General features: G+C 47.5%; 24 protein-coding genes and 1 pseudogene. 20 read left to right on the top strand and 5 right to left on the bottom strand.

The genetic code is table 11. The annotated features are described in order from the left end of the window. The first annotated feature begins 47 nt into the window (after positions 1–47). From ltrA to C4N24_RS02175, 5 genes and pseudogenes are all read left to right on the top strand, one after another. Positions 48–1,931, top strand: coding sequence for a group II intron reverse transcriptase/maturase (gene ltrA, locus C4N24_RS02155; protein ID WP_112090120.1), 1,884 nt, complete (start codon positions 48–50; stop codon positions 1,929–1,931). Between the two features lie 161 nt (positions 1,932–2,092). Then, positions 2,093–4,543: pseudogene (locus C4N24_RS02160) on the top strand (helicase-related protein); the annotation flags it as partial. Continuing rightward, on the top strand, positions 4,543–4,881 hold the full coding sequence (locus C4N24_RS02165; RefSeq protein WP_112090122.1) for a plasmid mobilization protein: 339 nt from the start codon (positions 4,543–4,545) through the stop codon (positions 4,879–4,881). The pseudogene C4N24_RS02160 and the gene C4N24_RS02165, both read left to right, overlap by 1 nt. Before the next feature lie 145 nt (positions 4,882–5,026). Then, entirely contained in the window at positions 5,027–6,448 is a 1,422-nt protein-coding gene (locus C4N24_RS02170; RefSeq protein ID WP_112090123.1) for a relaxase/mobilization nuclease domain-containing protein, read from the top strand. 358 nt (positions 6,449–6,806) lie between these two features. Beyond that, entirely contained in the window at positions 6,807–7,832 is a 1,026-nt protein-coding gene (locus C4N24_RS02175; protein WP_112090124.1) for a radical SAM protein, read from the top strand. Positions 7,833–7,979: 147 nt separating this feature from the next. Here C4N24_RS02175 and C4N24_RS02180 read toward each other — a convergent pair whose 3' ends face one another. Further along, on the bottom strand, positions 7,980–8,342 hold the full coding sequence (locus C4N24_RS02180) for a winged helix-turn-helix transcriptional regulator (protein WP_112090125.1): 363 nt from the start codon (positions 8,340–8,342) through the stop codon (positions 7,980–7,982). A 146-nt stretch (positions 8,343–8,488) separates the two neighbouring features. Between C4N24_RS02180 and C4N24_RS02185 the strand changes: the two genes are divergently transcribed. Next, the gene (locus tag C4N24_RS02185) at positions 8,489–9,007 is read left to right on the top strand and encodes a nitroreductase family protein (RefSeq protein ID WP_112090126.1); all 519 of its coding nucleotides are present in this window, start codon (positions 8,489–8,491) and stop codon (positions 9,005–9,007) included. A gap of 45 nt (positions 9,008–9,052) precedes the next feature. On the opposite strand, the gene C4N24_RS02190 is transcribed toward C4N24_RS02185, so the two are convergent. After that, positions 9,053–9,370: an ArsR/SmtB family transcription factor gene (locus C4N24_RS02190; RefSeq protein ID WP_112090127.1), complete on the bottom strand. Its 318-nt coding sequence runs from the start codon at positions 9,368–9,370 to the stop codon at positions 9,053–9,055. Between the two features lie 80 nt (positions 9,371–9,450). Between C4N24_RS02190 and C4N24_RS02195 the strand changes: the two genes are divergently transcribed. Next, a complete protein-coding gene (locus C4N24_RS02195; RefSeq protein WP_112090128.1) occupies positions 9,451–9,816 on the top strand; it encodes an ArsR/SmtB family transcription factor in 366 nt (121 codons plus the stop codon). A 67-nt stretch (positions 9,817–9,883) separates the two neighbouring features. Here C4N24_RS02195 and C4N24_RS02200 read toward each other — a convergent pair whose 3' ends face one another. Together C4N24_RS02200 and C4N24_RS02205 are read right to left on the bottom strand one after the other, a co-directional pair. Then, positions 9,884–11,746: a heavy metal translocating P-type ATPase gene (locus C4N24_RS02200; RefSeq protein WP_112090129.1), complete on the bottom strand. Its 1,863-nt coding sequence runs from the start codon at positions 11,744–11,746 to the stop codon at positions 9,884–9,886. Positions 11,747–11,810: 64 nt separating this feature from the next. Further along, positions 11,811–12,029: a heavy-metal-associated domain-containing protein gene (locus tag C4N24_RS02205; protein ID WP_112090130.1), complete on the bottom strand. Its 219-nt coding sequence runs from the start codon at positions 12,027–12,029 to the stop codon at positions 11,811–11,813. 41 nt (positions 12,030–12,070) lie between these two features. Here C4N24_RS02205 and C4N24_RS15115 point away from each other — a divergent pair, with 41 nt between their 5' ends. The 9 genes from C4N24_RS15115 (at position 12,071) to C4N24_RS02245 (ending at position 21,097) form a co-directional block, all read left to right on the top strand. After that, positions 12,071–12,379, top strand: coding sequence for a hypothetical protein (locus tag C4N24_RS15115; protein WP_146746785.1), 309 nt, complete (start codon positions 12,071–12,073; stop codon positions 12,377–12,379). A 261-nt stretch (positions 12,380–12,640) separates the two neighbouring features. Further along, entirely contained in the window at positions 12,641–12,952 is a 312-nt protein-coding gene (locus C4N24_RS02210; protein WP_112090131.1) for a hypothetical protein, read from the top strand. A gap of 160 nt (positions 12,953–13,112) precedes the next feature. Continuing rightward, positions 13,113–15,686 carry a heavy metal translocating P-type ATPase gene (locus C4N24_RS02215; protein ID WP_112090132.1) on the top strand — a complete coding sequence of 858 codons (2,574 nt, stop codon included), beginning with the start codon at positions 13,113–13,115 and terminating at the stop codon, positions 15,684–15,686. 11 nt (positions 15,687–15,697) lie between these two features. Continuing rightward, positions 15,698–15,961: a metal-sensing transcriptional repressor gene (locus tag C4N24_RS02220; protein ID WP_112090133.1), complete on the top strand. Its 264-nt coding sequence runs from the start codon at positions 15,698–15,700 to the stop codon at positions 15,959–15,961. 157 nt (positions 15,962–16,118) lie between these two features. Next, positions 16,119–17,492, top strand: a complete 1,374-nt coding sequence (locus tag C4N24_RS02225; RefSeq protein ID WP_112090134.1) for an MATE family efflux transporter — start codon at positions 16,119–16,121, stop codon at positions 17,490–17,492. A gap of 12 nt (positions 17,493–17,504) precedes the next feature. Continuing rightward, on the top strand, positions 17,505–17,720 hold the full coding sequence (locus C4N24_RS02230) for a FeoA family protein (RefSeq protein ID WP_112090135.1): 216 nt from the start codon (positions 17,505–17,507) through the stop codon (positions 17,718–17,720). Positions 17,721–17,726: 6 nt separating this feature from the next. Then, entirely contained in the window at positions 17,727–19,766 is a 2,040-nt protein-coding gene (gene feoB, locus C4N24_RS02235) for a ferrous iron transport protein B (RefSeq protein ID WP_112090136.1), read from the top strand. A gap of 16 nt (positions 19,767–19,782) precedes the next feature. Further along, entirely contained in the window at positions 19,783–19,926 is a 144-nt protein-coding gene (locus C4N24_RS02240; RefSeq protein ID WP_112090137.1) for a FeoB-associated Cys-rich membrane protein, read from the top strand. Positions 19,927–20,050: 124 nt separating this feature from the next. Further along, positions 20,051–21,097, top strand: coding sequence for a helix-turn-helix domain-containing protein (locus C4N24_RS02245; protein ID WP_112090138.1), 1,047 nt, complete (start codon positions 20,051–20,053; stop codon positions 21,095–21,097). A 219-nt stretch (positions 21,098–21,316) separates the two neighbouring features. Here the strand turns inward: C4N24_RS02245 and C4N24_RS02250 are convergent, their stop codons facing one another. Beyond that, positions 21,317–21,682 (bottom strand): helix-turn-helix domain-containing protein, encoded by a 366-nt coding sequence (locus C4N24_RS02250; RefSeq protein ID WP_112090139.1) that lies wholly within the window; start codon positions 21,680–21,682, stop codon positions 21,317–21,319. Positions 21,683–22,171: 489 nt separating this feature from the next. Between C4N24_RS02250 and C4N24_RS02255 the strand changes: the two genes are divergently transcribed. The 4 genes from C4N24_RS02255 to C4N24_RS15260 all read left to right on the top strand — a co-directional run bounded on the left by C4N24_RS02255 (position 22,172) and on the right by C4N24_RS15260 (position 24,011). Continuing rightward, positions 22,172–22,552 carry a sigma-70 family RNA polymerase sigma factor gene (locus tag C4N24_RS02255; RefSeq protein ID WP_112090140.1) on the top strand — a complete coding sequence of 127 codons (381 nt, stop codon included), beginning with the start codon at positions 22,172–22,174 and terminating at the stop codon, positions 22,550–22,552. A gap of 159 nt (positions 22,553–22,711) precedes the next feature. Continuing rightward, a complete protein-coding gene (locus C4N24_RS15255) occupies positions 22,712–22,885 on the top strand; it encodes a hypothetical protein (protein WP_181573032.1) in 174 nt (57 codons plus the stop codon). Next, on the top strand, positions 22,851–23,291 hold the full coding sequence (locus C4N24_RS02260) for an RNA polymerase sigma factor (RefSeq protein ID WP_242983162.1): 441 nt from the start codon (positions 22,851–22,853) through the stop codon (positions 23,289–23,291). The genes C4N24_RS15255 and C4N24_RS02260 overlap by 35 nt, the downstream gene beginning before the upstream one ends. Positions 23,292–23,846: 555 nt before the next feature. Next, positions 23,847–24,011, top strand: a complete 165-nt coding sequence (locus tag C4N24_RS15260) for a hypothetical protein (RefSeq protein ID WP_173016266.1) — start codon at positions 23,847–23,849, stop codon at positions 24,009–24,011. Positions 24,012–24,016 lie beyond the last annotated feature (5 nt).

The raw sequence follows: 24,016 nt of genomic DNA on the forward strand, positions 1-24,016 counted from the left end.
GACTAAGAAAAGCGAAATCCCCCATACAAGGAGGAAAGTACCTGACTTTGGCAAACAAGAAGAAACCCTTAAAGAAACAGAAAATCCGCAACTCTGAATACTACGATATGCAGCTTGTTTTTGACGAACTGTATGCCGCAAGTGTCAAGGGGCAGCGGTTCTGCAATCTTGTGGAACTGATAAAACGCCCTGAAAACATCAAGTTGGCATATAGGAATACCCGAAAGAACAGCGGCAGTCGGACGGCGGGTGTGGATAACAAGACAATAAGCGATTTGAATAAGTGGAACGAAAATGCCTTAGTTGCCCATGTTCAGCGCAAGCTGGACTGGTATGTTCCCAACGCTGTCCGTAGAGTGGAAATACCAAAGGATAACGGGAAAACCCGTCCCCTCGGAATACCCACGATTATGGACAGGCTCATTCAGCAATGTATTCTGCAAGTATTAGAACCTATCTGTGAAGCAAAATTCTTCAAGCGAAGCAATGGCTTCAGGCCAAACCACAGTGCGGAAAATGCCATTGCCCAAGCGGAAAGAATGATACAGAACGTCGGTTGTCATTACGTCATTGATATCGATATTAAATCTTTCTTTGACAATGTGAACCACGGCAAGCTGCTGAAGCAGATGTGGACACTTGGTATCCGGGACAAAAAGCTGTTATCCATCATTTCTACCATGTTAAAGGCAGAAGTGGCTGGAATCGGTTTTCCCGAAAAGGGCACGCCGCAGGGCGGTATCATTTCCCCACTGTTGTCAAACATCGTTCTAAATGAACTGGATTGGTGGATTGTCAGCCAGTGGGAGGAAATGCCCACCCAAAGGAACTATGTACACAGAATCTATGCGAATGGAACTCCCGACAAAAGCAGTACCATCCGTACTCTGCGTAACTACACGAATCTAAAAGAGTGCTATGTTGTCCGTTATGCAGATGATTTCAAAATCTTTTGCAAAAAGCGGTCGGATGCAATCAAGCTGTTCGAGGCTACGAAACAATGGCTTTTAGATCGTCTGGGACTGGAAATCAGCCCGGAGAAGTCAAAGATCGTAAATCTGAAACGCCATTACTCTGAATTTCTTGGCTTTAAGCTGAAAGTTCGAACAAAAGGAAAGAAGCCAGATGGACAACCAAGGTATGTAGTAGAAGCGCATATCAAGGATAAAGCATTGCAGAAAATCCGGAAGAAAAGCAAGGAAATCATTGGGCAGATACGGCAGACCTATGACCCAGGAATGGAATATCGTCTGATACAGAAATACAACTCCTATGTCATGGGCGTTCATAACTATTACAGCATTGCAACCCATGTGAATATTGACTTTCACAAAATTGCTTTCGATGTCAAAAAGAGCCTTTACAACAGATTGAAGCACAGACTGCAAAAGAAAGGTCAAATCACAAACAGGTATATCAAGGAGAAATACGGCACAAGCCGGGAGGTGCGTTATCTGAATGGTCACGCCATCGTCCCGATTGCCTATGTTCAGCACAGAGTACCCATGGACAAGAAAAGTCGGGTAAATAAGTACACGCCTGAGGGACGGGGTGAGATTCACAAGAATCTTGCCGGTATCAATATGGCTGTCCTCTATTATCTGATGAACAATCCCTGCGGCAAGCAAAGTGTGGAGTACAACGACAACCGCATTGCGCTCTATGTTGCGCAGAAAGGAAAATGTGCTGTTTCCGGTGTGGAACTGGAAGCAAATCAAGTGGACTGTCACCACAAAAAGCCGTTGGTGCTTGGGGGCAATGACAGTTATCAAAACCTGATTATTGTTTCCGATGTGGTTCACATCCTCATTCATTCCAGCAATGAGCGCACCATCCGAAAATACCTGAAAGTGCTAAATCCTGATAAGAAGCAGTTGGCAAAGCTCAATAAGCTCCGTGTGCTGGCAGAAATGCCGGAACTCGTTTTCTAAAGGGCAAATCTGTTTGATGTATAGATTGTCATAAAAATTGTTGACGATGGAAAGCCGTGTGATGGGAAACTGTCACGCACGGTTTGGAGCGGGGGAAAATCTGGAGGAACGGATATGCAGCCTGCGGCTGCATATCCTGCCCAAAGGATTACCTATCGCTATCCTTTGAAATTATTGCGGCGGCTATGGAGGGCAAACGACTGGGCTTATGCCGGAAAAACCTTGTAGTGGTTCCTAACCATCTGACGGAACAATGGGGCGCAGATTTTCTGCGGCTCTATCCCGGTGCCAAAGTGCTGGTTGCCACAAAGAAAGACTTTGAACCCCAGAACCGGAAGAAATTTTGCTCCCGGATTGCCACCGGTGATTATGATGCGGTGGTGATCGGGCATTCCCAGTTTGAGAAAATCCCCCTCTCCCCGGAGCGGCAGAAAGCAATCCTGCGGGAGCAGATCGACCAGGTGATTGACGGCATTGAGGAAGCCAAAGCCCAGAACGGTGAACGCTACACCATCAAACAGCTTGAAAAATCCCGGAAATCCTTGCAGGCAAAACTGGAAAAGCTAAATGACCAGAGCCGCAAGGATGATGTGGTCACTTTTGAGGAACTGGGCGTGGATAAGCTGTTTGTGGACGAGGCGCACGGATTTAAAAATCTTTTCCTCACAACAAAAATGCGGAATGTTGCCGGTATCGGGCAGTCCGAAGCCCAGAAATCCAGTGATATGTTTGCCAAGTGCCGGTATCTGGACGATCTGACCGGAGGGAAAGGCGTGGTGTTTGCCACCGGAACCCCGGTCAGCAACAGCATGGTGGAACTTTACACCATGATGCGCTACCTGCAATATGACCTGCTAAAAGAAACCGGCCTTGACCATTTTGATAGCTGGGCGGCAGCATTTGGCGAAACGGTCACGGCGCTGGAGCTGGCCCCGGAGGGCGGCGGTTTCCGTGCCAAGACCCGGTTTGCCAAGTTTTTCAACCTGCCGGAACTGATGGCCATGTGGAAAGAGGCGGCGGACATCCAGACTGCTGAAATGTTAAAGCTGCCGGTTCCGGCATCGGAAAATATCACGGTAGTTACAAAGCCCAGCGAATTTCAAAAAGAGCTGGTTGCTGAACTGGGAGAACGTGCGGAGGATGTAAGAAACCGCTTAGTGGACCCCAGGGAGGACAATATGCTCAAGATTACATCGGACGGCAGGAAGCTGGCGCTGGATCAGCGTCTGGCATATCCTGAACTGCCTGACGACCCGGAAAGCAAAGTCAATGCCTGTGTGGGAAATGTGCTAAAAGTCTGGCGGGATACGGAACCCCAGAAAGGTGCCCAGCTTGTTTTCTGCGACCTTTCCACACCCCACGGGGATAATTCCTTTAATGTGTACGATGACATCAAACAGAAGCTGATGGCGCAGGGCGTTCCGCCGGAACAGATTGCTTTTATCCATGACGCAAAGACCGACGTTCAGAAAGCGGAGCTTTTTTCCAAAGTACGGAAAGGACAGGTGCGTGTCCTCTTAGGCTCCACCTCCAAGATGGGGGCTGGCACCAATGTCCAGACACGGCTTGCGGCGCTCCACCATTTGGACTGTCCGTGGCGGCCTGCGGATATCGAACAGCGAGAAGGGCGTATTCTGCGCCAGGGCAACCAGTTTAAGAGCGTCAAGATCTTTAAGTATGTGACCGAGGGAACCTTTGATGCTTATAACTGGGGGCTGATTGAGAACAAACAGAAATTCATCGGCCAGCTTATGAGCGGCAAAAACCCATCCCGCTCTTGCGAGGATGTGGACGAAGCTGCTCTTTCCTATGCAGAAGTCAAGGCGCTGGCATCCGGCGACCCCAGGATTATGGAAAAGACCGAACTGGATGGGCAGGTCACGAAGCTAAAGCTGTTAAAAGCCAACCATGAAAGCCAGCGGTATGCCCTGGAGGATAACCTGATTAAGTTCTATCCCCAGGCAATCAAACGGGAACAGGAAACGATTGCTGACCTGGAGACAGACATCCGGCACTTGGAAGCCCATACGCCGCCGGACAAGGAGCATTTTTCCATGACGGTCAGGGGCACTACTTACACCGAGAAGAAAGAAGCAGGTCAGGCGATCATCGCTGCATTTGAAAGCCTGAAAGATTTGAGCGACAAGGTGGAACTGGGCGAATATCGTGGTTTTCCCATGACGTTATGGGTATCCGACAGCGGCCTATCTCCGAAACTTCAGATTACTTTGAAGCATACACGCTCCCACACCTTTGAACCGGGCAGCGACCCCTTTGGCAACATTACCCGTATGGACAATGTGCTGGAGGGAATGCGGGATAACCTGAAACAGCATCAGACGGTTCTTGGAAACCTACTCCAGCAGATGGAGGACGCCAAGGTTGAGGTCAAGCGTCCATTCCCCCAGGAAGCGGAGCTTGCGGAAAAATCGGAGCGGCTGGCTGCCTTAAATGTGGCGTTAAATATCGGCGGCAAAGACAAACCAAACAGCCGGGAACGGCAAAAGCATGACGGCAAGACTTCCATCAAGCGGCTTTTGCGCCGTATGGGTGTGGAGTCCGCCGCCAGTGCAGCACCAAAGAAAGATAAAGAAATGGAGGTGGCAATTTAATGAATCCACGCAGTGGGCGCACCATTCCCTTGTATTTCAAGGTATCGCCCGAAGAAAAAGAGATTATTGACAAAAAGATGGAACTGCTCGGCACGCACAACCAGAGGGCGTACCTCAGAAAAATGGCGGTGGACGGCTACGTTGTCCGGGTAGATATGACAGACGTTAAGGAACTGGCCGCCCTGCTGCGCACCTGCTCCAACAATTTGAACCAGATCGCAAGGCGTGTGAACAGCACCGGCAATCTGTATGGGGAGGACATCGCAGATTTAAAAACCAGATACGGAGAACTGTGGGGAGCGTTCAGCTCCCTGCTCTCCAAGTTTGAGGATTTGTGAACCGCCGGGGGCGGCTGTCTGGCTGACAGAACAAGTAGACGATATAAACAGTATGCGAAAGGCAATTTAACAGCATAACCCCAACCGGGCACGGCAGTATTTTCAAGCTGCCGTGCCCTTACTTTTGACAGAAAGGAGCCGCTGTATGGCGATCTCAAAACTCAAACCCCGCCATGCCAGCGAGGGGCGCAGCATTGCCGCTGTGTTAAAAGACCGGCTGGACTATGACAAGAATCCAGAGAAAACAGACGGCGGCTTACTGGTCACTGGCTATCAGTGTTCCCCGGATACGGCATGGCAGGAATTTGCGGTGTCCAAGCAGATTTATACCGCTACAACCGGGCGCAAACGTGCCCCGGATCAGGATGTGATTTCTTATCTGATTATCCAGTCCTTTGAGCCGGGAACCATCACGCCGGAGGATGCCAATAAGCTGGGATATAAATTGGCTTTGGAGTTTACTGGTGGAGAACATCAATTTATTGTGGCGACCCATGTGGATAAGAAGCATATCCATAATCACATCGAATTTAACAGCACCGCTCTGGACTGCTCCCACAAGTTCAACAATGTGAAAAACAGCTTTCTCCCTCTACGGAAAGCCAATGACCGGATATGCCAGGAATTTGGCTTGAACATCATTGAAGAACCCCAGGAAAAAGGCAAGCACTATGCGGAGTGGGCGGCAGAGAAAAACGGCAAGAGTTGGAAAAATCTCTTGCGGAAAAATATTGACCGGATACTGCCTGCGGTTAAGACTTTTGATGAATTTCTGGAAGCTATGCGGCAGGAGGGCTATGAGGTCGTCCAGAGTAAAAAGATTCTGAAATTTCGTGCCCAGGGACAGGAGCGTTTTACCCGCTCCCGGACACTGGGAGCCGATTACACGCTGGAAGCCCTGCAAGAGCGTATTGGAAAGACCCAGTTACCCCGCCGTAAAAAGAAAGTCAATCTGGAAAAGGATACCCGTATCAATCTGCTTATGGACATTCAGGCCCGCCTGCAAGGGCGTGGCCCTGGCATGGAGCGGTGGATGAAGATTCACAATCTGAAAGAGGCCGCAAAAACCCTCAACTATCTTACAGAGCATGGTATCACGGAGTATGATGTTCTGGTATCCAAAGCAGAAACGGCTTCGGCAGATTTTGAAGCGGTTTCTACCTCTATCAAGCAGATAGAACATCGTATGGAACAGATCGCAGCCTTAAAGACGCATATCATCAACTATGCCAAGACCCGGAATACCTATCTGGCTTACCGGAAAACAAAAGCTGCGGATAAACCGGCGTTTAGGGCAGCCCATGAAACGGATCTGCTTCTGCATGAAGCGGCGAAGCGGGCGTTTGATGCCCAAGGCGTGAAGAAGCTGCCGACGGTTAAGGTGCTGCAAGCGGAGTACACCGACCTGCTGGCAAAGAAAAAAGCAGCCTATGAGGATTTCAAGCGGCTGCGGCAGGAAAATCAGGAATTGCAGGCGGTCAAGTCAAATGTGGACAGTCTGCTTCAGATTAAGCAGGAAGAAAAGAAAGAACAGGAACAAGAGAAAAAACAGGAGCAAGACCGCTAAGGTATTAGGAAAACCGGAAGCCGTGGCATAGTGTCCAGCTTCCGGTTTTTTCTTTTATAAGCGAAGCGTAGCCACCACAATTATGTGGTGTTCGGTCAGAGTTGCGCCAGCACTCTGCCGGGGGCTTGGGGAACTCCCCAACAAGCGGAAAGGGATAAACTTCTGCCCTCCGCCCCATAAGGGGTGGAGGGCAAAAGGATATCCCTTTCCATTGCTTGCAAAATCTTTCGTTATTTGCTCCCGTGTACCGCATCTTGCTACTTTCCAAAAGGATAGTGCCTTTCAAAAAAGTACATTCTTGTTTAGATTTGTCCGGGATGATACCCTAAACATGAATACATAGAAAGGACATATACTCATGAAAGATATAGAAATTGGGCCTATTCGCCCGCCCTCTGAGAGTAATAGCCTACTGATACGAGTTACAAGAGGATGTCATTGGAATAAGTGCTATTTTTGTGGGCTTTATAAATCCATGCAGTTTTCCATGCGTCCCATCGACGAAACCATAGAGGACATTAGACAGCAAGCCCAGTTTTATCAGGGCAAGAAAATCAATTCCTGTTTCTTGCAGGACGGGGATGCTCTGGTGTTGAAAACAGATTATTTGCTTCGCATATTGGACGCAATCAATCAGTATTTCCCCGACATTCAATACATCACTTCCTATGCCCGTGCGGATAGTATCACTCGGAAAACTCCAGCAGAGTTAAAGATACTCCGGCAAGCTGGACTAAATCATCTCTACTGCGGAATGGAAACCGGTTCAGCTCAGATATTGAGACTAATAAATAAAGGATTCGATTCAGATACGGTTGTACGAAGTGGCTGCATGGCAAAAGACGCTGACATGATTTTGTCAGAGTTTATATTGCTTGGGATCGGCGGTAAAGAGTTATCGGAAGAAAATGCGATCCAGACGGCAAAAGCATTGAACGTGATCCAGCCTGATTTTATCCGTGTCCATGCTACGGGTATTAAACCGGAATCCAAGCTGGGGGAGTTCGTCCGTGATGGCTCTTTCACCTTGCAATCAGAAGAAGAAATTGTAATAGAGCAAAAGATGTTTTTGCAGCAGTTACAAGCGATGGACAGCTACTATGTAAATGAACACATCATCAATCTTCTTCTGGAAGTCCGGGGCAATTTGCGGACAGAGAAACAGGAAATGCTATCGGCGATTGATCGGTTTTTGTCTTTATCCCCGGATGAAAAACTTCTTTTTACGATTGGCAGGCGGCTCAACATTTTCTTTCTGCTGGATGATCTGAAAAAGCCGGAGCTGCATAAAAAGGCGGAAGAAAGCTTGAAAAATATTTTGGGTAAAAGTCCAGATGTTGACTTTGTTGCGCTGTGTAATTATATTAGGCAATCCCAAATTTGATTTCTCAATTTTCTTTCTATATCTCCTTTACAAATTCCAGATTTATTGGCTCATATTATGACAGTTTGGTTCTTATGATACAACACATTCTAACAAAGCACAACATACGGGTAGTTACCATGAAAAGGCGATTATCCAATTTTTGTATTATTGAGAGTTATGATTTTGACAGCATGGTGCCTGAACATCCAGCCCGTCCAGATAACTGTTTCCCCATTGGCACATTGCGTCCAAAATAGGGATAAGGCTCCTGCCAAAAGCAGTGAGGGAATACAGAGTCTTTGGTGGCTTTTCCGGTATAACTTCACGATGAATGATACCACTGTTTTCCAGATCATGGAGCTGTTGAGAGAGCATTTTAGGGGTTGCTTTTGGTATGAGTCGCTGCAATTCAGCATAGTGCAGGGGATGGTCTATCAGAAACCAGAGAATCACCGGCTTATATTTGCCGCCGATTAAGGACAATGTTACTTCAATAGGGCAGTTATTTGGGTTCGTTTCGCATTTCATTTAAGATAACTCCTTTCACGCAAGCTGCTATCTTTTGGGATAGTGCCTATCAAAAAAGTGCATTCTTGCGGTTTTCATTCTAAGTGCTACAATAAATTCAACGGTTGATTTGACACAATACATGATTACAGAAAGGACTTCATACTATGGATTTTATCAATATCGCAAAACAGCGTCACTCGGTACGCAGTTACACTAACCAGAAAGTTGAGCCGGAAAAGCTGGAGCAGATTTTGGAAGCCGCTCATGTGGCTCCGACTGCGGCGAACCTCCAGCCGGTTCATCTGCTTGTCGTTCAGAGTGAGGAGGGCCTTGCTAAAATCAGCAAGGCAGCGGGCATCTACGGTGCGCCCCTGGCAATCATCGTGTGCGCCGATCACAATAAGGCATGGACACGGCCTTTCGATAAGAAGCAGAGCGGTGACATCGACGCTTCCATTTTGACAGATCACATGATGCTCCAGGCCACAGAGCTGGGACTTGGCACGGTATGGGTTTGCTATTTCCAGCCTGATGTGCTGAAGCAGGAATTTAACCTCCCGGCCAACTTGGAGCCGGTCAACATCCTGGTTGTCGGCTACTCAGATGAGGAGGACGCTGACACCAATCGTTTCGATTCCCAGCGTATCCCGATGAGCCAGTTGGTTTCCTACGAAAACCTGTAACGAGCGTCCAGCGCAGCCCCTGCCCACAACGCAGGGGCTGCCTTTTCATCTTTCTGAAATATGGGCATAGGTTTCTTCCAGTACCCATCCGATATGTTCATCCTGCAAGGAATAGATTACTTTCTTTCCCTCTTTGCGTGACCGGACTAATCGAACAATCCGCAATGCACGGAGTTGGTGGGATAAAGCGGATTCTGTAACACCGATTTCCTTGGCAAGATCACTGACGCAGTATTCTTTCTGCGTTAGATGCCAGAGGATTCGCATTCGGGTATGGTCGCCCATTGCCTTATGCAATTCAGCCAGTTGCTCTAATTCGGCAGCACTGGGAATTGCGGAAACAATTTTTTCTGTTTTGTCCATGTATTTTCTCCAATCTATATAAGCTGTTTGACAGATAAAATAGATGCAGGTATCATTATTTCAGGAAGGAGCTGAGCCTTATGCCGCATTATAATTTACCTCATAACCACGGGCAGAATATGGAACGGGTTTTAAATAAAATGCCTCACACAGAGGACTTCACAGATATAGCTTTTCTGTTTCAGCAACTTGGAGATCCGACACGCCTGCGGATATTATGGCTTTTGTGCCATTGCGACGAATGTGTCTGCAATATTGCGGCGGCTGTTGATATGAGTGCCCCGGCTGTATCGCATCATCTGCGGATACTAAAGAAAAGCGGCATTATATCCAGCCGGAGGGACGGAAAGGAAGTCTATTATTCTTTAGCCGACACGCCACAGGCAAAGCTGCTGCATCGTTCCATAGATGCGTTGTTTGAAATATCATGTCCGACTGATTTGTAATAGAGAAATGCGCCGCAGAAGAAAACAGCGGCGCATTTCTGCTTTTATTCTCCAACCTGTATTTTCTTTACGCAGTCATATTCGGCTGCTTCACACGCATGGCCCGGATTGCGTTCAGGATAGCGATGACAGAAACACCTACGTCAGCGAATACCGCCGCCCACATATTTGCATACCCCAAAGCGCCTAAAACCAGTACCAGGAATTTAACGCCCAGGGCAAATACGATGTTCTGATTGGCAATACCAATGGTCTTACGGGCAATCTTCATAACGGCGGCAATCTTGGACGGTTCATCCGTCATCAGAACGACGTCGGCAGCTTCGATAGCAGCGTCGGAACCCAAACCTCCCATAGCAATACCTATATCGGCTCTTGCCAGCACAGGGGCATCATTGATACCATCCCCGACAAAGACCAGCTTGCCCTTTTCGCTTTTCTGCTTCAGCAGATCTTCCACACGGTCAACCTTGTCAGCCGGGAGCAGTTCGGTATATGCCTGATCCAGACCAAGGCGGCCGGCTACCTTTTGCCCAACCGCATCTGCATCACCGGTCAGCATAACAGTTTTGCGGATACCGGAAGATTTCAGCAGCTTAATAGCTGCCGGTGCATCTTCCTTGACTTCATCTTCGATGACAATACACCCGGCATATTTTCCGTCACAGGCCAGATAAACCACTGTACCAATGGAAACAGACGGTTTGTACTTGATGTGTTCCTTTTCCATTAGTTTGGCGTTGCCAGCCAGAACCGATTTGCCGTCAATGACAGCCTGCACACCATGACCGGCAATTTCCTGCACGTTGGAAATACGGCTGTTGTCGATTTTCTTCCCATAGGCTTTCTTGATCGAGAGCGAAATAGGATGGTTGGAATAATCCTCTGCGTATGCCGCCAGCTCCAGAAGTTTTTCCTCTTTCATGCCATTGGGATGGATTTCACTTACCGCAAAAGATCCTTTGGTCAAAGTGCCAGTCTTATCAAAGACTACAACTTCGGCATGAGCCAGAGATTCCAGATAGTTGCTGCCCTTTACGAGAACACCAATCTTGGAAGCACCGCCGATACCGCCAAAGAAGCTAAGCGGGATGGAAATGACCAGCGCACAAGGACAGGAAATAACCAGGAAAGTCAAGGCTCTGTAAATCCAGACGCCAAACGCCTGCCCAGTAATAAGCGGCGGCAGGACTGCCAGCGCAAGGGCGGCAAACACCACCGCAGGCGTGTAGTAACGGGCAAAGCGTGTAATAAAGTTCTCGGTTTTTCCTTTTTTATCGCTTGCATTTTCAACCAGGTCAAGGATTTTCGCTACGGTGGATTCCCCAAACTCTTTTGTTGTCTGGATAGTCAAGATACCAGTCTGGTTGATGCAGCCGCTGATGACCTCCATTCCCGGTTCCACCTCACGAGGCATGGATTCGCCTGTGAGGGCGGATGTATCCAGAGCGGAAGAACCTTTGATGATGGTTCCATCCAACGGGATACGTTCACCCGGCTTTACTACGATAACAGAACCGATCTGAACTTCGTCAGGGTCAACCTGCACCAGTTTGCCGTCCTGTTCGACGTTCGCATAGTCCGGTCGAATATCCATCAGGCTGGCAATAGATTTTCTGGATTTGGAAACCGCATAAGATTGGAACCATTCTCCAACCTGATAGAACAGCATAACGGCGACACCCTCTGAATGTTCGCCTAAAATCAATGCGCCGATGGTGGCAATCGTCATCAGGAAATTTTCATCAAACACCTGCCCATGCAGAATGTTCGTAATTGCTTTCCAAACAATATCCCACCCAACTACTGCATAGCAGACAAGGAATACTCCCATCTCCACATATTCGGGGAGATGGAGCAGACTGCCTGCAAGGAACAGCACCGCCGCCACAAGGATGCGTGTAAGCAGATGCTTTTGTTTTCGTGTCATAAGTTAAGTTCTCCTTTCATGAAAACACCGGCTACCAGGGATGGCAGCCGGTGGATGGCTTTTATTACGCCTTGACGGTTACATCCGGCTCGATCTTTTTAATCAGTGCCTTTGCTTCGGCCAGGACGGCATCAAACTTGTCATCCGGCGCTTCCAGAACCATCTTCTGGCCCAGGAAGTTGACGGATACGCTGGTAACACCGTCGATTTTCTTTACGGCGTTCTGGATTTTGTCCGCACAGTGACCACAATCCAGGTCAATCAGCTTAATTGTCTTTTTCATGGAGATAGCCCCCTTTCTTTTTGTGATTTGGTTGGTTTGACATGGCTGAACAATTAAAAGGATGTTTAATCGTTCATGCCGCCAGTATATTCACAAAAAAGCCCTTAGTCAATGGCTTGGGAGCTGATATTGCCCTTTGGATTGGAAAACCTGCTGATTGGATTTTTACTCAAAAAATCTCTTGCTTTTTGGGTAAAAAAATCTCCTTTATGGAGCGGACACAAAAAGCGATATTTCATATAATAACTCTAACCAAGCAGATAAGGTGCCTTTTTGAGAGAAAGTATTCTATGAATAAAAATCTCGGTTCCTCTGACGAACGAGGCAATCAGAAAACTTTTAGCTATTAGGTGAAATCATGAGAATTGTTATTGCTGTTTTGATTGGACTTGTTAGCGCAATAGTTGGAACTTGGTTTGCTTTTTTCAATCCAGGCATCGGGGTAGTAATGTCGGTTAGCATTATTGGAGCGGCTATTATATATTTACTATCAAAAGGAAAAGACCGCTGATTTTGGAAACCGTTTTATGCCAGAAAAATAATACTCTATATTCAAAGTACACAGCAGCTCCGGTCACACTTAGAGCTAATTAGGAGAGAGGCTGATAAATATGAGCGATAACACTAAAATCCTTTTCGGTATCTTTTGCTTGATGCTCACTCTTGTATTTCTCTATACTTTAACAGCACTTGGCTTCAACGGAAATGATTCAGCTTTTATCATTCTGGTTTTAGCGGTAATATCTCTGGTAACTGGATTGATCTTTGGTATTTCGGGGATTCTTTCGAGCCGAAAAAATAATACTCTGCCACACGGGGAGTTTGCTGCTGAAGCAAGCTCCCTTTTTCTTTTCAGAAAACAGCTAAATGGATTTGAAAGCCTACCCATTGGAGCAGACAAAAAACGGTGCTGGCAAGTATAATAATGCACGGTCAAGTAATGACCATTCGTGCAACGCTATGACTGGGGCGGACAGGTATCTTTCCCCCAAAGATGCCAAACGCCCCTTTCCATAACGGTTTTTAGTGCCCTACGGGGGGAGGGTACTCGCACAATACCCAAAAAGAAAGAAGGGATAATTTTTGCAAAAGGAGCAATTTGACATTACGGGTATGACTTGCTCGGCCTGCTCTGCCAGGATTGAAAAGAGCGTGGGCAAGCTCCCCGGCATCAAAGAAGTGTCCGTCAATCTGCTGAAGAATAGCATGGTTGCTTCTTATGATGAGTCTGTTTTGGACACGGCGGGAATTGTCCAGGCAGTTGAAAAAGCCGGATATGGTGCGTTTCCAAAAACTCCGGCACAAACGAAAAGCCACACGGCTGCCCCGGCAGCAAAGCCGGAAGCCAGCACAGCGCAGGCAGAATATAAGCAGATGAAACAACGGCTTTTGCTGTCTGCGCTCTTTACGATACCGTTGTTTTATATCTCTATGGGTCACATGATGGGCTGGCCCTTGCCCGGTTTTCTGCTGGGCATGGAAAATGCGATGAGTTTTGCATTTACCCAGTTTCTTCTGCTGATCCCGGTGGTATTTATCAATTTCAAATACTATCGCATGGGATTCAAGACTTTGTTCCACGGTTCGCCCAATATGGATTCCCTGATTGCCATAGGTTCCAGTGCGGCAATCGTCTATGGTATTTATGCCATTTATAAAATCGGCATCGGATTCGGTCACGGGGATATGGCTACGGTTCACAGCTTTATGATGGATTTGTATTTTGAATCCGCAGGTATGATCCTAACCCTGATTACGCTGGGCAAGACTCTGGAAGCCCGTGCAAAGGGCAAAACTTCTGATGCGATTACAAAACTGATGAACCTGGCTCCCAAGACTGCTACCGTGGAGCGGGACGGCCAGGAACTTCAAGTTCCTGTTGAAGATGTGCAGATAGGTGAAACCCTGATTGTCAAGGCCGGAGAATCCGTGCCGGTGGATGGCATTGTGATTGAGGGATTCTCCTCTGTTGATGAATCCGCCTTAACCGGTGAGAGCATCCCGGTGGAAAAGCATATTGGGGACAAAGTGATCGGTGCGACAACAAGTAAGTCCGGCTATTTCAAAATGCAGGCTACCAAAGTGGGCGATGATACAACGCTGGCGCAGATCGTCCGCCTGGTGGATGAGGCGACCAGTTCAAAAGCCCCCATTGCAAAGCTGGCTGATAAAGTTAGCGGCGTATTCGTACCGGTAGTTATCACGATTTCCCTGATTGCCGTTGTAGTCTGGCTGTTGTTGGGCTATGGATTTGAATTTGCCCTTTCTATCGGTATCTCCATTCTGGTCATTTCCTGCCCCTGTGCGCTGGGACTGGCAACACCTACTGCTATTATGGTTGGAACCGGCAAAGGTGCGACAAATGGCATCCTGATTAAATCAGCGGAAGCCCTGGAAACCGCCCATAACATTGATACGGTCGTTCTGGACAAGACCGGAACCATTACCCAGGGTACACCTGTGGTAACAAATATGCTCTGCAAAGAGGGTATCCGCTCAAAAGAGCTGCTGCAAATTGCGGCTTCTCTGGAAAAACTGTCCGAACATCCTTTGGCAGATGCGATTGTAACAGAAGCTGAAAAAGAGGGGCTTTCTTTCCTGCCGGTGAGCGCTTTTAAGCAGATTCCCGGCCAGGGTATTGTCGGTTGGATCGGTGATGATACCTGCCTTGCCGGCAATCGCCGGTTAATAGAGGCAAATGATATCCAGGGCGGCGCACTCCTCCAGTTGGGCGAGGAAATGGCTGTGGATGGCAAAACACCGCTGTTCTTTGCCCGTGGCGGGCAGCTCATTGGTGTCATTGCCGTGGCCGATGTAGTGAAGCCCACCAGCAGACAGGCGGTGCAGGAACTGGCCCGCATGGGGATTGAAGTCGTCATGCTGACCGGGGATAATGCCAAGACTGCTGAAGCAATCCGGCGTCAAGTCGGTGTGAACCGTGTGGTTGCCGAGGTGTTTCCCCAGGACAAGGAAAAGGAGATCCGGCGATTACAGAACGAGTGGAAAAAGGTTGCGATGGTTGGCGACGGCATCAATGATGCACCGGCACTTGCCAGAGCAGATGTCGGTATCGCCATCGGAGCGGGAACCGATGTGGCGATTGAATCCGCAGATATTGTCTTAATGAAAAGTGACCTGCTGGATGTATCGACGGCAATTCAGCTTAGTAAGGCGGTGATCCGCAACATCAAGCAGAATCTGTTCTGGGCATTTATCTATAACATTATCGGGATTCCGGTGGCAGCAGGGCTTTTCTACCTGCCTTTTGACCTGAAATTGAATCCAATGATCGGTGCGTTTGCCATGAGCTTCAGCTCTGTATTTGTGGTATCGAACGCCCTGCGGCTGAGATGGTTCAAGGCAAAGCATTTATCCCATACGGAGCCAGACACGGCCCAATCGTATGCAGAAACACCAGCTAAAAAAATAAGCAAAGGAGCGATTGAAATGGAAAAAGTATTGAATATTGAGGGGATGGTCTGCATGAACTGCGTAAAGCACGTTGACAAGGCGCTGCGTGAAATCCAGGGCATCAGGGAGGTTTCTGTCAGCCTTGAAAACAAATCGGCACAGGTGCAGCTTAATCAGGATGTGCCGGATGAAGTATTGAAAGCGGCGATTGAGGATGCGGGCTATCAGGTTGTGGGTATCCAGTAAACGGGCGGCCTATGAAAGCAAAAAAAGATGATATTACCCACAAATTGAAGATTGCCAGAGGACAAATAGACGGTATCCTGCAAATGATTGAGGAAGATCGCTATTGTGTAGATATATCCACGCAGCTTCAGTCCGTGCAGGCTTTGTTAAAGAGCGTAAATCAACAGATTCTACAGGCACATATCCGAAACTGTGTCCGGGAGGCTTTGCAAACCGATGCAGAAAATCCGAAGCTGGAGGAAGCCCTGAAACTACTTGAAAAAATGGCACGGTAATACCAGGAGCGGAAAGGGATTCTTGCCTTTCCGCTCCTAATTTCGTTTCGGATTGGATTGTAAATCCTGCAATTAGGAGCGTACAAAAAAGCCCTAATTTTATATACTTTAGGTGGTTAGATGTGGCTAATGAATGAAGATCAGGAGGAAATAAGTGATGAAACAGGCACTTGACACAAGAACAAAACTTTTAACGAAAAGTCCCTGGCCTCTCATGCTGGAACTGAGCATCCCTGCTGTCCTGGGCATGGTGGTTGTCGGGCTTTACAACATGATGGATTCCATCTTTGTCGGCCAGTTGGTGGGCGACGTGCAGATGGGAGCCGTTTCTGTATCCTATCCGTTTACCTTAATCAACGCTGGTTCAGCCGCTATGCTGGGCGTGGGTTCCGCTTCGGTGCTGTCCCGTGCCATTGGCAAAAAGGACGAAAACACCGTCAAAAAGATCATGGGCAACCTGGTTGCTATGGTTCTTCTGCTGTCGGTGATATACACAGTGATCGGCATGACGTTTACCCGTCAGCTTCTGTCCCTGGCCGGTGCAAGCGACAATATTCTGAACTATGCTGAAAAATATCTGCGGATCGTGTTTGCCGGTTCTCTGTTCGTAAACTTCTTCCAGAGTGCAAACATGGTAATCCGTGGTGAGGGGCAGCTTAAAAAAGCAATGACCATCATCGCCAGCGGTGCAATCCTTAACATCATTCTCGACCCGATTTTTATTACGATCTTAAATCCCTATGGCATGGGCATTGAGGCCGCTGCTTATGCGACCGTCCTTTCCCAGTTTATCCAGGCCGCTGTTACCCTGTGGTATTTCAAGAAGAAAAGCCCAAACGTGAAAATCGGACGCATCCGCATCGACGGCACGCTGCTCCCGCAGGTTCTTTCGGTCGGCGTATCTGCTCTGTTGATGCAGATCCTGACGCTGGTACAGCAGACTGTAATTTATCGTGTGGCATCCAACTATGGCGGCGAAACCTCCCAGCTTCTTTTGGGAGCAGCACTCCGGTTCTGGAACTTCTCTTTTGTTCCTCTTTGGGGTATCAGCCAGGGCTTCCAGCCTGCCGCCGGTACGAACTACGGCGCAAAGGATTATGACCGTGTAAAGAAGCTGACAAAGGTGTTTATCATTGCCGCTACGTTACTGTCACTGGTATTCTACATTCCGGTGGAGCTGTTCCCGGAAAAGATTTTGTCTATGTTCTTAACAACACCGGGTATCGCCGCATCGGGAGCCACGAACTTCCGTATCATGTTCAGCACCTATATCCTGCAAGGCAGCTTCTTGATTGCCGTAACTTTGTTCCAGTCCTTGGGCAAGGCAAATAAGGCGACCTGGCTGGTGCTGTTCCGTCAGATTATCCTGTTTATCCCGCTTTGCGTCATTCTGCCGATGATCGGCGGCATGGGCATCCGTGGCGTGTGGCTGGCGATTGCGCTGACCGATGCGATCCTCGTCGTTATCACGATTTCCATGATGCTGTATGAGTTTGGCAAGATGCCGGCGACTTCCAGCGTAAAGCGATAAGGAGGGCCGTATATGTACCTCTGCGATGGAAAGATAGGAAATAACTACAAAGTTTCAGATATTGAGCTGCCCACCAATATGGAAAAGCGGCTGGAAGCCCTGGGCATGACCCGTGGGACTTCCGTTGCCGTTCTGAACAGCAAAAGCCACGGTGTTCTGATCGTCAAGGTGAGAGGAACACGGTTTGCTCTTGGGCGCAATATCACCAAAAATATTTTAGTGGGGTAAATTCCGATGAGAGAAAACTTGACAATAGGCTTCATCGGAAATCCGAACTGCGGAAAGACTACGCTTTTTAATGCGTATACCGGCGCAAACTTAAAAGTGGCGAACTGGCCGGGAGTTACGGTTGAAAAAGTAGAGGGTGCCATTAAAGACCATGATTTGAATATTCGTCTGGTTGATCTTCCCGGCACATACAGCCTGACCTCCTACACGATGGAGGAACAGGTATCCAGGCAGTTCATACTAAGTGATGAAGTCGATGTGATTATTGATGTTGCGGACGCTTCCGCTCTGGAGCGAAACTTATACTTGACTTTGCAGCTTTTGGAGCTGGGCAAGCCGGTCGTGCTGGCGTTAAACATGATGGATATTGTGGAGAAGCGTGGCATGGAAATTGACACACACAGACTGCCGGAAATGCTGGGCATCCCGGTCATTCCGGTTTCAGCCAGAAAGCGAATCGGCCTGGATGTGCTTCTTCACGCAGCGGCACATCACAAGGACTGCAAAGACCCGGAGTGCTTGATTCATCACCACAAATACAAGCCAAAGCACCGGCACGACCATCATTCAGAATATGCGATGGTTTACAGCGACGCTATTGAGGACAAGATTGACCTTATTATGGCGGAACTGAAACGGAAATATCCGAACCTAACGAATTACCGGTGGCACGCAATTAAGCTGTTGGAGCAGGATAAGGAAATCTCCGAACGCTATCCGGTAAGCCTCCCGGATGTGATCGACCGGAACTATGAATCGGACATCATCAATGAGAAGTACGATTTTATCCAGGAGATCATCAGGGAAGTATTGGTAAATAAAGACCGGCAGGATGCCTTGACTGAAAAAGTAGACCAGGCACTGACCCACCGGGTTTGGGGTATCCCGATTTTCCTTGGTATCATGGCGGTGGTATTTTTCCTGACGTTTACCATTGGCGACTGGCTGAAAGGATATTTTGAAATGGGCATTGAAAGCCTGTCAGCACTGTTGAGCGATGGCTTAGTCGCTGCCGGGGTAAACGAGATGCTGCGTTCCTTGCTGGTGGACGGTATTGTAGCTGGTGTAGGTGGAATCCTCACTTTTCTGCCAAACATTTTTATCCTGTTCCTGGCATTGGCATTCCTGGAGGACAGCGGATACATGGCCCGTGTCGCCTATGTCATGGAGGGTATTATGAGTAAGCTGGGCTTATCCGGTAGGGCTTTCATTCCCATGATACTGGGCTTTGGCTGTACGGTTCCGGCAATTATGGCGTCCAGGGCTTTGGAGAACCGGCGTGACCGCTTCAAAGTCATGCTGATTACACCATTTATGAGTTGCAGCGCCCGTCTGCCAATCTATATCCTGTTTGCAGAGATGTTCTTTCAGGAACACGCCATGCTGGTAGCCTACTCCATGTACCTAATCGGCTTGCTGGTCGCTATCCTGGTCGCTGCGGTCATTCATCTGATCGACCGCAGAAAGTCGGAAAACTATCTGCTGATCGAGCTGCCGGAATATAAAATCCCCAGTTCCAGAACCGTGGCAATCTATGTGTGGGAAAAGGTAAAGGACTACCTCACCAAAGCGGGAACTACGATTTTTGTGGCATCTATCCTGATGTGGGTGATCTTAAACTTCGGGCCGCAGGGTTACACCACGGAAATGGCAGACAGTTTCGGGGCAATCTTGGGTCATTGGCTGGTGCCGTTCTTTGCGCCGATTGGTCTGGGCTTCTGGCAGATTGCGGTTGCGCTGATTGCTGGTATCTCCGCAAAGGAAGTTGTGGTGTCCAGCTGCGCCGTTCTGTTTGGTGTTCCGAATATCAATTCCGGGGCAGGAATGGATACGCTGGTCGGCATCCTGAGTGCTTCCGGCTTTGGACAGCTTAATGCGTTTTGTCTGATGGTTTTCTGTCTGCTTTATATTCCCTGTGCGGCAGCTTTGGCAACGATCCGTAAGGAATCAGGCAGCACCCGTTGGATGCTTTTATCGGCATTGTTCCAGTTGGTTGTGGCTTGGGTTGTCACATTTATTGTTTATCGTATCGGACTTTTCATCTGAGAAAGGAGCGGATAAAATGCTTGTTACGGGTATTATCGTTTTGGGAGTAGCGGTCTATGCGGTATGGGCTGTTCGGAAAATCCGAAAGGATCGCAAGAACGGCTCCTGCTGCGGCGGTAGCTGCTCCGGCTGTGTAGGCAAGGAATATTGCAGCAAATAAATAGATGTTCAGCCGATGCTTTCTGAACGGAGGGCATCGGCTTCTTTTCTCCATTTGCACAGTTGGCAGGGATGTAATATAATTCAAATTGGATTGTAAATCCTGCTGATTGGAGCGGAATAAAATGAGAAAAGAATATATAATAAAAGATGCCAGAAAGATTTTGGCAGAGCAAATAAATAACTCTGGAACACCAGAAAGGAATGTTATGGACGAGAACCCTATTACCATGTCAAAAGGGTTATCTGCTGTCATTCCGAAAGATAATGACGGGTATTGTACCGTCTATAAAATGGATTGTGCAGATGGCCTGGGTCTTATGACGGTTTATCAGGTCTATCCCGGCATACAGCTTATTTACAATGATTTTGAAGCAACGGGCTGTTATTGGGATGGAAATATTGATAAAAATATACTGGAAATCAACCATTGCCGAGAGGGGCGTGAGGGCTGCCGCTTGCCCAGCGGTTCCTGTCTTTATCTGGGCGAGGGTGACTTATCCATCCACACAATGGATAACTGTGCATCGGAAATGTCTTTCCCACTCAAGCATTACCGTGGAATTTCCGTTGTGCTGAATTTGGAAGCTGTGGCAAAGAATCCTCCGGGAACATTGGCTGAAAGCGGCATTGACATTCTGCAATTTAAGGAAAAGTTCTGCACGGACGGAGCCTGCTTCATTATGAGGGCGAAAGACGAAATTGAGCATATCTTTTCCGAACTTTACTCTGTACCGGATTGTTTGCAAAAACCTTATTTTCAGATTAAAGTACAAGAATTGCTTCTGTTCTTGTATTTGGTCGATGTAAAAAAAGAAAAGCAACGTGAGATCTATACTTCTCCCCAGGTGGAGGTTGTAAAAGAGATTCACAAAATGCTGATTTCCGATTTACAGAAACGGCCAACGATTGAGGAGCTTTCCAAAAAATATCTTATCAATACTGCGACTTTAAAAGATACATTCAAGGGAATTTATGGACAACCCATCGGAACCTACATGAAAGAATACCGAATTAAACAGGCTGCTATTCTGCTCCGGCAGACACAGGCAACCATAGCGGAAATCGCCAACCAGGTCGGGTATGAAAATCAGAGCAAGTTTGCAACAGCTTTTCGGGATGTTTTGAAGATCGCACCGGCTGAATATCGAAAACAAAACAGTGGCGATTAATATGCTGAAGTAAAGCCCGGTTTTCTTGATTTAGATAGCCGTTAATGTAGAAAAGCCAGTGGGTAAAGTCTTTTACCTGCTGGCTTTTGCTATGCAAGAAGAATTTTGTCGAACAAGACATTAAAATAATTTTTCCTATTGAATATCGAAAGAATTTCCGTCCATTTTTTGAGAGATAAAATAAAAACCAGCAGAAACAAGAATTTCTTGTCTGCTGGTTCACTTGGAACTGTCTGATTCAGATGTATGTTGACGAGCCAACAGTTTTTCAGCCAGAAAATCCAATGTACTGAGGAGGATCTCCTGGTTTTCAGGATCGCAAGCCCTAAATTTACCTATAAAGCGTTGGATTGCTTCATCTTCCGGGGACATCTGCGATGGGAACAGTGAATTAGGAGAAATCCCCAACCGCTCAATTAGCTGGCAAAGGGTTTCATAAGTTGTATTCTTTCTCCCTCGTTCTACGTCTTGAATGGTCTTAACCGCCAAATCAGCCTGATCAGCCAGCGCCTGTTGGGTCAATCCACAGTCTTTTCGTGCCGAGCGAATGCGGTCACCCAAAAACTTAAGCTTATCTTCCGGCATAGTGGCTCACCTCAAATATATTCTATCGTACCGATAAGCGAAAAGGAATCACTCTAAAGTATGTATAGAAAACGTGCTACTATGCCGATTTTTATATTTTAACTTGAATTGAATTAAGCCCTGTTGATAGCCAATAAAAAAAACGGCTTTTCACAGCAGGGTTTAATTGAGTTACTGCCTGTGACTAGCTGTCGGAGAAGGTCATGGGCATTTTTCTTTATCCAGAACATAAGAATAGACCGAGGATAATACCAAAAAAATTGGTATTTTCAAAGCACAGCTTTCCGCTCTAAAAACCGCACTAGAGTATATATTAAAACAGCATTATGAATCCCCATATCAAACGGAGTGTTTGAGCGCCAGGAAGTTTCAACAGCTTCCTGGCGTTTTTGTTTATCGATTTTTAGGAGAATCCCCCGATGGGTATAGATGCCGTGGCCCGCCTTTTATCAGTTTCTGCCCAAAAACTGATGAAAGGAGCATACGGCATTGACCGAAGAATATTGGGTGGCGGTCTTAAAAGAGGAAGATCGTCTATTGAGCAATTCAGATCGCAAGTACCGGTATCACTGTAATTCTCTTGAGAGTATGAGTGAGGAATTGACATTCCAGGAGCGCTGCTTCTACATACAAGAAGATTTTACAGTCCAGTGTGAAATCCGGGACTTCATAGATACCATACAGAATGAGCGATTGGCGGAGGGTTTACGGCATTTAACCGACCGGCAGCGGCAAGTCATTGAGCTTTATTTTTGGAAAGGGTATCAATGCAAAGAGATTGCAACGATGTTTGGTTGTAGTCCGGCGGCGGTAACAGATTTGATGCACAGAGTTTATAAACGGCTCCGTGTTTATCTGATGGATAGGTAAAAGCAACGGCAGCATCCCACAAGTTGAGATGCTGTCGTTACTTTTGTCTATTCAGTAATAGAGTTTTTCAAAAAATTTCTTCTACTCCTTAATTTTTCCCCTCTGGCATCTCCGATAAGTAGAGGGACAAGCCCTCAATATAATTTTGGAGGTTATAAGATGGAAAAATTGGTACGAGTCATTAAATTACAACCCGGTGAAGCAGTTGTCATTTTGGCAGAGGACGAGCCTGCGCCCTGCCCGTGCTGCTGTGCCTGCATGATGCAGAATGACATCTGTGAGGATGCTCCTTTTCTTGATGGCATTCTGGTGCGGCTGGATGAAGCCGCATAAGGAGTATCCAATGTGCAGAGTTACGATTTTGGATGAAAATGGAATCCCGGTTACGGTTGAGGTATCCCGTGAAATCTATCAGGTATTTGTTGATTACGAGCGTGAAGTTGAACGTCAGCGCAAGGCGGATTTTAGACACCGTGATGCCCGTTCCTGGGATACCTGCCTGATCTTTGAAGTATCTACGGAAACGCTGGAGCAGACCTATGAGCGCATAAGGACTTTGCATGAAATCCAGGAAGCTCTCAATGAGTTTACTCCGAAACAGCGGCGGCGCTTCTTGCTCCATTTTGCCTACGGGTATACATACATGGAGATCGCAAAAATGGAGGGAAGCAATAAGTCAACCGTGATGCGTTCCGCAAAGGTGGCACTGAAGAAAATTCAGAAAAAGCTGGCTGCGTGATAACAACTTTTGCCCGTTCCCAGTCCTTTATAGTGAAAGGGGAAATCTTCCCTTTTCACTCATGGAACCTTGACAAACAGCGGGCAACCGTTCATATCCAGTATTCAAGTTTTTGAGTGCTGCGCCGAGCATCACATAGCACAAACGCCAAGACCCCCTGCGGATGGTCAGAGCATCCGTCAACACGATGACATCAAAGGGGCCGAGCGGTTATTTGGTGGCTGATAACCGGCCTGTGGTGGGCTGGAAAGTGCCATAACACGCAGCATAAGAAACCGAGCCACTCACCGAAACTTACTGCGAATATGGTGTCAACCACCTATCGGCGGTATGCGGCGGTTCAGCAGCCATCTGGCTGGAAACCCTGAACCGGCTTGAATATTCCCAGTACCGGGGGTGTGCTGATGGGCAGTCCTGCTGTCCAGATAATACGGTATCAAAAATAAGATTAAAGCGGTGCTGCACTGGACTATTCCGGTGCAGCACTTCTTTTTGATATAGAAAGGTGTGATGATGTGGTAGGAGGCTGGCTTTTTCTATCTATGGAGGTAGCCTATGGGAGATGAATGGAGCGGTTTTGCAGATTTACTTGCTAACTTGATTGAGAAGTATGCAGACGAATTGGATATTGATAATTTGCCAGAACCGCCGAAGATAAAAAAGTCAAAAGAATTTAGCACTTTAAAGCAAGAAAGCGTTGAAAACCAAAAGGCCGCATGATATAA

The sequence above is a fragment of the Faecalibacterium prausnitzii genome, assembly GCF_003287405.1.
In the GTDB taxonomy this organism is placed as follows: Bacteria; Bacillota; Clostridia; order Oscillospirales; family Ruminococcaceae; genus Faecalibacterium; species Faecalibacterium intestinale.